6 protein-coding genes are annotated in these 8,204 nt (G+C 41.3%); 3 read left to right on the top strand and 3 right to left on the bottom strand.

What is annotated here, in order from left to right; genetic code table 11:
• Nucleotides 1-500 precede the first annotated feature (500 nt).
• From B3P17_RS14080 to B3P17_RS14070, 3 genes are all read left to right on the top strand, one after another.
• Entirely contained in the window at nt 501-1,364 is an 864-nt protein-coding gene (locus B3P17_RS14080) for a hypothetical protein (RefSeq protein ID WP_252639507.1), read from the top strand.
• Nucleotides 1,365-1,457: 93 nt separating this feature from the next.
• A complete protein-coding gene (locus tag B3P17_RS14075) occupies nt 1,458-2,237 on the top strand; it encodes a 4Fe-4S binding protein (RefSeq protein ID WP_252639508.1) in 780 nt (259 codons plus the stop codon).
• Between the two features lie 7 nt (nt 2,238-2,244).
• A complete protein-coding gene (locus B3P17_RS14070; RefSeq protein WP_291105950.1) occupies nt 2,245-3,225 on the top strand; it encodes a Gfo/Idh/MocA family protein in 981 nt (326 codons plus the stop codon).
• 11 nt (nt 3,226-3,236) lie between these two features.
• Here the strand turns inward: B3P17_RS14070 and B3P17_RS14065 are convergent, their stop codons facing one another.
• From B3P17_RS14065 to infB, 3 genes are all read right to left on the bottom strand, one after another.
• Nucleotides 3,237-4,406 (bottom strand): MFS transporter, encoded by a 1,170-nt coding sequence (locus B3P17_RS14065; RefSeq protein ID WP_252639510.1) that lies wholly within the window; start codon nt 4,404-4,406, stop codon nt 3,237-3,239.
• Between the two features lie 71 nt (nt 4,407-4,477).
• Entirely contained in the window at nt 4,478-5,002 is a 525-nt protein-coding gene (locus tag B3P17_RS14060; RefSeq protein WP_006843393.1) for an OmpH family outer membrane protein, read from the bottom strand.
• Nucleotides 5,003-5,212: 210 nt separating this feature from the next.
• The gene (gene infB, locus B3P17_RS14055; RefSeq protein WP_252639511.1) at nt 5,213-8,188 is read right to left on the bottom strand and encodes a translation initiation factor IF-2; all 2,976 of its coding nucleotides are present in this window, start codon (nt 8,186-8,188) and stop codon (nt 5,213-5,215) included.
• Nucleotides 8,189-8,204: the final 16 nt, after the last annotated feature.

Genomic DNA, 8,204 nt, shown 5'->3' with positions numbered 1-8,204 from the left:
ATACCATATTTATGGTAAATTGTTAAGTTATTGATAAGAAGTAATCTGGCTTTTCTGCGATAATAGATCAAAAAAAGTGGCTGAAGGTGTTAAGATTCTTATTTTCATGCACTATCAAGAAACAATTTGATGTTAAGGGCTGTTTTAAGATAATACAGTTTTAATTGCTAATCTAATAAATACTACCATGCTTAACGATGACGATAAATTGAAAAATAGGTCTATGCTCGATAGCAGGCTGGGAGCCCCTATGAAAAAAGTAGAAGGATTGAGTAGTGACATGAAAAAGGCTGAANNGTCATCTCGACAACCAATCTCAACTTTTTAACCATAAATCTAATACCATGAAAAACACAGTACAAAGATATATTGTGTTTCTGCTCAATACAATACCATATTTATGGTAAATGATAATTAAAAAGGCTTACTTTACTTCATCTGAAAAATAAAAAATGTTAACTTTGAAGATAAAAGTAACAAACGCCTAGATATCATAAACTATGAGAAAAATAGTATTCGTTCTACTAACATTTCTGTTCCTATATTCGTGTTCCGATGGTAATGATCTTGGTAAAGATGATGGTGATGATTCCGGCAATGGGAATAATTCTTCTTCGGTAAAAATCTCTTTAAAGGCAAAGGCACAAGAGGCTAATATCCATACTATGATGGAGTTTTACTTAGTGCCCGGTGAAGACTGTACAATGCTCGATATAATGGAGAGCTACGACTCTTTGGATTGGCGTATAGAGGGAGAAAAAGGACGTCTTAATTTGCTATCTCATGCCCCTGGTTGGATGTCTTTTACTAGTAGGTGGGGACACTGTTTTTATGAAGAGAATCACGGGAGTGTTATTCTTGAGGGTTTTAAGGATGGTAAGGTAGTATTATCCGATTCGGTGAAAATTGATGTATACAATAAACGTGATTTTCTTGGATACAATTGGAAAGATATTACTTCTTCAACACATCGTACAGGAATAGCAAACATATTGAAACCTGAATTGGAAATTTCTTTTATAGAAAGATATATCGATGGATTGCCTTCTTTATATGTTTATTTTGAACCTGCTTGGGAAGTTGGTAGAGATGAAAAATTATCAAAGATTTTTTATACTCAGAAGCAAGAACCCTTGATCCGAAACTATATTTCGAAGCTATACGGCGATCCGAAGTTCAGTTTCGAAAAAGATGCTGACCAACTTGTAGAATCATATCATAAGATATTTAAACAAGAAGAGGATGTTTATACTCCTAGATATGTTTGGCAAACAAAAACAACCAATATTGCCTTAGTCCAAAAAAACGTAGACTGGGGAGACTATGAAGCATATTATATTTATGCCGAACCCAGAAGCAATTGAGAGTCATCTGGCATATAATAAAATAAGACCCATCTCATAAAGGTGGGTTTTGTATTTATTTGTAACTTTAATAGCGATTATAAAACTACCGAAATGAAAAATATACATCTTATCTATTTTAGTCCTTCTCTGTCTACCCGCAAGATAATCCGCAAGATCGGCAAAGAGATGGGTCCAACCATTAAAGAACATGACGTTACAATGGGATTCCCCGATACATTGAACATCGAGAGTCATGATCTTGTCATATTTGGTATTCCTGTTTATGCAGGACGTGTACCTCAATTGGGGGTTAACGCATTTGAGAAGATAAAAGGCGATAAGACTCCCGCCGTGTTGGTATGCGTGTATGGCAACAGAAACTATGACGATGCCCTTCTTGAACTCAAAGATATATCTGAGGCAAATGGCTTTGTGCCCATAGCTGCCGGTGCTTTTATTGCACGTCATTCTATATTCTCGGACGTTGCTGTGGGACGTCCCGATAAGGAAGACAAGCAGGAGATTCAAAAATTTGCACAAGAATGTTTCCGATTATATCAATCTTACGACAAAAACAAACAATATAGCTTGCCAGACGTTAAAGGTAATTATCCCTATCGTGAACCAACACAGGGTGGATATGTCCCTACCGGTGATGATAGGTGCGATGATTGCGGAACATGTGTAAGTCAATGTCCCACAAGTGCCATACCAAGGAGTAATCCCAAAGTGACGAATATGGATTTATGTATCCGTTGCGCACGTTGTATTACTCTATGTCCTGAGCATTCGCGTGCGTTTAGAGGCGAATTATACGAAACGGTTAAAACGAAATTTGCACCACTTATGGCTGTACGCAAAGAGCCGGAAGTGTATATGTGTAAAATATAAAGGCGATATGAAAAGTGTAAAATGGGGTATAATAGGCGCAGGAGCCGTCTGTGAAAGAAAAAGCGGACCTGCATTTTATGAGATAGAGCATTCATGGTTGCGGGCTATTATGCGCCGTGATGCAGAAAAAGCAGCGGATTTTGCCAAGCGTCACGGTGTAAGAAGATATTATACCGATGCCGACCAATTGATCAACGATCCGGAAGTGAATATTGTATATATAGCTACTCCGCCACACTTGCATAAAGAATATGCAATAAGGGTGTTGCAGGCAGGTAAGCCTGTTTATGTAGAGAAACCAATGGCTATGAGTTATGCCGAATGTCTCGAAATGGTAGAAGCGGCAAAGCAGGCAAATCAGAAATTATTTGTAGCACATTATCGCAGAGCACTGCCTTATTTCCTGAAAGTAAAAGATCTGATCGACAGTCAGGCTATCGGTAAGATTTTGACAGTTAATGTTCGTCTCTTCCGTCCTGCCAGTGCTTCCGATATGGATAAGCAGCAGCAGACGTGGCGGCTAAAACGTGAGATAGCAGGCGAAGGTTATTTTTTCGACCTCGCTCCACATACGCTCGATATACTCGATTTCCTTTTGGGTGAGATCTCTGATGCCAAAGGGTATTATAGCAATTTGGGGGGATACTATGACGTTGCAGACACTCTGTCCGCAATTTTACAGTTCAAGTCGGGGGCGCAAGGTGTTGCCGAATGGTGCTTTATATCGTCCGAAAAGTCGAGGGAGGATACCATAACTATTACAGGAACAGAAGGTTCAATTCGTTTCAGTACCTTCCAGTTTACGCCTATTCTCTTATCATCAACCGATAGAGAGCAGTTCTTTATGCCCGGTCAACCCGATCATATTCAACAACCGCTCATTCAGACGATAGTAGATGAACTCAGAGGATCTTGTCCGTGTCCATCCACCGGAGAAACCGCATTAAGAACGGCAAAGGTGATGGATATGATAATAGGAAAGATATAAATTGCTGCGATTTATCTGAGCCTCTTTCTCTCAAAGATAACCCGCGAGCAAGTCCAGTATACTACGACACTTATTGCGCACAGTCCCGAAGCAACCATATATAGTGTTTCAAAGGAGAAATATCCTGTGAGGTAACCACCGACCAGCATACCCAGTGCCAGACCCAGATCGAACCCGATGAGGTAAGTTGAGTTGGCTGTTCCTCGCTGATTATTCTCTGCAAGATTGATATATAGTGTTTGCAGTGCCGGAAACATCATCCCGAATCCCACTCCGATAAACAGCCCCGATATGCAGAAGGCATAGATATTATGAACCAGAGCAAATACAAGGAAAGCAATAGCAACAATAGCCATTGCCGATACATTTACCTCATGTATCTTGCCCCTGTCAACCAGTTTTCCCGCAAATACGCGTGAAGCAATAATACCACCCGCCCAAAACAGGAAGAAAATTCCCGCATTCGGAATACCGAGTCCCTTGCCATACTGCGCAACAAACGGGCCTATCGTACCCCATGCAAAGCAGGGTAGGAGTTGGTTGAGGAATATAGGCCAGCCCTTGATCAGAAAAAAGCGGTCGAACGAAATTTTCTGTCTTTCTACTTTTGTCTTCATCGGTGCTTTTATAAGTGATACGGTGATAATACCCAGTGCACCCATTGCAATGGCGCACCATAGCAATACATCAAATCCGGAATGATTGTATATATGGATGGCTATAAAAGGGCCGATGGCCATCGCTACATTCATAAATGTGCCATAGTAGCCAATGCCCTCAGCTCGCCGCTCGGAGGGAACAACGTCTATCGCCAGCGTGCTCGACGATACGGTAGACAATCCCCAAGTGATGCCATGTATGAAACGGACAACAATGAACAGCAAGACGGTTGTTGCCCAAAAATAGCCGAAGAATATAAGTACATAGCACGAAAAAGCAATCAGCAATATCTTCTTGCGGGAATACAAGTCTACGATAAATCCCGAAAAAGGACGAACAAACATCAGTGCAATGGCATACGATGCCAGCACAATACCCGTTTGAGATTGGGGAACGCCCATCTGTTCGGTAATATATAGAGGAATGGATGGCATTAGCAGATTGAATGAGCATGCCATCAGGAAGTTAGCCAAACATACATTGAGATAGCTTAACGACCAAAGTTTTGCTTTTTGTGACATATACGGTGTTGCCTAAAAACAAAATGCTTCCGATAATCAGAAGCATTCATTATACAATTATTTGATAAATCTTACCTGATTCCTAATTTCTGTTTTACTAACAATGTAGCATTTGTAGCGTCCGGAGTAACGAATGCTATAGACGGATTGGCAAGATCGTAAATACATACGAATCCGTTTTCGATACCTACCTGATAGATAGCATCCTTTAGTCTCTGGCGTAGAGGTTCTATCAGGGCTTTCTCCTGATTTTGGATATCCTCCTGTGCCACTTTCATAAAATCATTGATTTGACGCTCAAGCTCGTAAAGTTCTTGCATACGGCGCAAACGAATATTTTCCGCCATAGATGTCTGATATGATATGAAGTCAGAATATTTTTTATTATAATCATTCTGCATAACCTTCATCTCTTCCTTATACTTGTTATTCAGGTCGATCAACTGATTCGATGCTTTCACCTTTTCGGGCATAGCTTCGAGCAACTCGTTCGAATTAATAAACGCAATCTGCTGAGCAGTTTGTGCTGCCAGATCTTTTGCAAAAAATAAAGGAAGAATTATAAGGGTAGATATAAGAATAATTTTTTTCATCATGATGATTTGTCGTTTCTGTGTGTGACAATTTTCAAAATCTGACGAAGAAATTTTTGTAATCAACCGCAAAACTGATTGATAGTTGTGTGTTTCGGTGGCATGGTTAGTACCACCGACCTTCAAGGCAAGATTTGCTTGTAACAACTATCAATTGGTTTCTTAGGTTAAATCTTTATTATATTGGATACAAAGGTATACAATAATTTAATATTACAAAGTTTTCTTCACTTCTATTTCTTCAAATGGCTCAATAATGTCGCCAACTTTTATATCATTGTAGTTGTGGATGTTCAAACCGCACTCATATCCCGATGCAACTTCTTTCACATCGTCTTTGAATCGTTTGAGCGATCCCAGCTCTCCCGAATAGATCACGATACCATCGCGGATAAGGCGAATCTTGTTTGCACGTTTCAGTTTTCCTTCTTTCACCATACAACCGGCAACTGTTCCCACCTTCGTGATCTTGAACACTTCGCGTACTTCCACATATCCGGTTTGTACTTCTTTGATTTCAGGAGATAACATACCTTCCATCGCCGACTTCACTTCTTCTATAGCATCGTAGATGATAGAATATAAGCGGATTTCAACACCATCCTTGTCTGCGGATCTGCGTGCAGCCTGTGACGGACGCACCTGGAACCCGATAACGATAGCGTCTGATGCGGCAGCCAGCGTGATGTCTGATTCCGATATCTGACCTACGGCTTTGTGTATTACATTCACCTGTATCTCTTCTGTCGACAGCCTGATCAGCGAGTCTGCAAGAGCTTCTACCGAACCATCCACGTCACCTTTCACAATCACGTTGAGCTGTTGGAAGTTACCGATAGCAATACGGCGACCTATATCATCGAGAGTAAGTATTTTCTGTGTACGCAGACCTTGTTCGCGTTGTAGTTGTTCACGTTTTGTGGCTATTTCGCGGGCTTCCTGTTCTGTTTCCAGCACATGGAATATATCACCGGCCTGTGGAGCACCATTAAGACCTAGTATCAGCGCAGGAGCGGCTGGCGCAGCTGCATCTGTAGGTTGGTTACGCTCGTTAAACATTGCTTTTACACGACCGTAATATGTTCCTGCCAATACGATATCTCCTTTTTTGAGTGTACCGTTTTCTACAAGTACAGTAGACAGGTATCCTCTACCTTTGTCGAGAGACGACTCGATAACCGATCCGGTAGCTCTTCTGTTAGGGTTTGCTTTCAGATCTAGAAGTTCGGCTTCCAATAGTACTTTTTCGAGTAGTTCATCTACGCCGAGACCTTGTTTTGCCGAAATATCTTGCGACTGGTATTTTCCACCCCAGTCTTCTACAAGGTAGTTCATTCCTGCCAGTGTTTCCTTTATTTTTTCAGGATTGGCACTTGGCTTGTCTATTTTGTTGATAGCAAACACGATTGGTACGCCTGCCGCTGCTGCGTGGTTTATTGCTTCCACGGTTTGAGGCATGACGCTGTCGTCGGCTGCTACAATGATAATTGCTATATCTGTTACTTTTGCACCACGTGCACGCATCGCCGTAAAGGCTTCGTGACCCGGAGTATCGAGGAATGTGATACGTCTTCCCGATTTCAGTTTAACGTTGTATGCCCCGATGTGCTGGGTGATTCCCCCTGCTTCGCCGGCAATCACATTTGTTTGGCGTATGGTATCCAGTAGCGATGTTTTACCGTGGTCTACGTGTCCCATTACGGTAACGATAGGAGCACGAGGTTCCATATCTTCGGGATTGTCTTCTTCCTCGTTTATTGCTTCCACTACTTCGGCGCTTACGTATTCGGTTTCGAATCCGAATTCTTCGGCAACGATGTTGATCGTTTCAGCATCTAGTCGTTGGTTGATAGACACCATGATACCGATACTCATACAAGTAGAGATAACTTTTATCACAGGTACATTCATCATGTTGGCGAGGTCGTTGGCGGTTACAAATTCTGTAATCTTCAACACCTTGCTTTCGTGCATCTGTTGTTCGAGTTCCTCCTGTTGTCTTTGAGATACAGCTTCACGCTTCTCTCTTCTATATTTAGCCCCTTTGTTTTTTCCGCCTTTGCTAGTCAAACGCGCCAGGGTTTCTTTTATTTGTTTTTGTACGTCTTCTTCGTTTACGGCATGCTTGATGATAGGCTTACGTACGCTGCGTTTCGATCTGTCGCCTCCGGCATTTGGCTGTTGTTGTCCGCCACCGCCACCACCTTGAGGTATAGCTCCTTTCTCGATATCGACTTTTCCTTTTTTGATACGATTGCGTTTTTTCTTCGATGCGTCATCATTGTCATCGTTGATTGCTTTTCGTTTCTTCTCTTCGTCTGTTTCTTTTTTCAACAGGCGAACAGTGTTTTCTTTCACCCTTTTCTGATCTTGCATTTCTTTTTCCAAGCGTTCTTTTTTCTTTTCGGCTTTGGTTTTCTTCGCAGGACGGGTTTTGTCGTTTATCGAACTTAAGTCGATAGTACCTTTTACAACAATATTTGATTTTATCGTTGCCTTATTCAGCCTGAATATTTTATCTCCCCTTTCTTCTGTTTCTTCATTTGCAGGAGCAGTAGACGTTGGTTGAGGTTTATCCTCTTTTTCTTCGTCTTTCTCAATAATGGCTTTTTCTTCTTTTTGTATAAACACAGGTTCTTCTTTTGGTGTTTTTTCTATAGCCGGTTGCTTTATTTCTTCTTCGGCCTTAGGCTCTTCTTCTACTTTTTCTACAATAGGAGCCGGGGCTTCTGCTACTTCTATTTCTGGGGCTTTTACTTCAGGAACCTCAACCTTTGGAGCTTCAACAACCGGAGCCTCCACCTCAGGGGCTTGCTCTTCTTGTTTCACTTCTACTCTTTTTGGTCTGTTCAGAGCATCAAGATCAATCTTATCCACAATCTGCACATGCGGCTTAATGGATTCGGGTATCTCTGTTCTGATCACTTCCGGTTCACTTTGAGCTTTGGCTTCTTCCTCTTCTTTCTTAGCCTGAGCTTTGACAAGCTCTTTCTTTTCTTCTCGTCTGCTTAATAGTGCATCGATGTCGGAGTCTCGTCCGAATTCTTTTACCAGCAATTCGTATTGTTCACTGCCAATTTTAGTATTCGGGTTTGATTCTACATCAAAGCCTTTCTTATGTAGGAATTCAACAAGGCTGCTGATTCCTACATTCAAATCTTTGGATATTTTTATTAATCTTATCGACATATATTTTTTTTAATTC

The sequence above is a fragment of the Dysgonomonas sp. UBA7630 genome (assembly GCF_002483985.1).
In the GTDB taxonomy this organism is placed as follows: Bacteria; Bacteroidota; Bacteroidia; order Bacteroidales; family Dysgonomonadaceae; genus Dysgonomonas.
Note: the sequence above shows the minus strand (reverse complement) of the source record. Positions and strands in the feature narration are given on the sequence as shown.

Bases quoted from the DNA above. Each gene is read 5' to 3' on its own strand.
- B3P17_RS14080 (WP_252639507.1), top strand. From the start codon at position 501: ATGAGAAAAATAGTATTCGTTCTACTAACATTTCTGTTCCTATATTCG.
- B3P17_RS14075 (WP_252639508.1), top strand. From the start codon at position 1,458: ATGAAAAATATACATCTTATCTATTTTAGTCCTTCTCTGTCTACCCGC.
- B3P17_RS14070 (WP_291105950.1), top strand. From the start codon at position 2,245: ATGAAAAGTGTAAAATGGGGTATAATAGGCGCAGGAGCCGTCTGTGAA.
- B3P17_RS14065 (WP_252639510.1), bottom strand. From the start codon at position 4,406: ATGTCACAAAAAGCAAAACTTTGGTCGTTAAGCTATCTCAATGTATGT.
- B3P17_RS14060 (WP_006843393.1), bottom strand. From the start codon at position 5,002: ATGATGAAAAAAATTATTCTTATATCTACCCTTATAATTCTTCCTTTA.
- infB (WP_252639511.1), bottom strand. From the start codon at position 8,188: ATGTCGATAAGATTAATAAAAATATCCAAAGATTTGAATGTAGGAATC.